Source organism: Bradyrhizobium sp. Leo78 (assembly GCF_059512425.1).
In genome coordinates this window covers 1-435 of the sequence record NZ_JCAMOT010000229.1, presented here as the reverse complement: position 1 = coordinate 435, position 435 = coordinate 1, and the positions used below count along the sequence as shown (strand labels likewise).

The 435-nt window shown below is 67.1% G+C and carries 1 protein-coding gene; it reads left to right on the top strand.

Features of this window, described 5'->3' with window-relative positions; all coding sequences use genetic code 11:
* The first annotated feature begins 104 nt into the window (after nucleotides 1-104).
* Entirely contained in the window at nucleotides 105-371 is a 267-nt protein-coding gene (locus AC5ZG1_RS44430; protein ID WP_456645489.1) for a hypothetical protein, read from the top strand.
* Nucleotides 372-435 lie beyond the last annotated feature (64 nt).

Below are 435 nucleotides of genomic sequence, written 5' to 3'. Positions count from 1 at the left end.
TGGAAAAGCAACTGCTCCCGCGTTTGCGAATCCCTGCCCTGTGCTAGCTCGCCGGAACGCAAGTTGAGCTCGCGGATCCGTTTCGCGCACCAGGAGCCCTCCAAATGCTGATGACCAGGGAACGGCGCGCAACGATCCAGACGCTGCGAGGATGGGCCATCTCCGTGCTTCAGGAAGCCGGTGCCGTCCGCGAATGCGAAGAGCACGGGTGGATGAAGGAGCGCGGCGACCCGCACGCCCGTGATCGCGCCTTTGGCATCGCCCGCCAGTACCCGCCGCCGGGCGTCTCGTCGCAAGCGGCCGCCGTCGCGATCGCTGAAGTGCTGGACTCGATCGGCGACACCTGCCCGGAGTGCCCGCCCGAGGCCTGATGCCCTCCGGCGAAACCTTAGCGCTTCGCCATCGTCGCGGTTCTCACCTTTGCCCCGAAGGCGC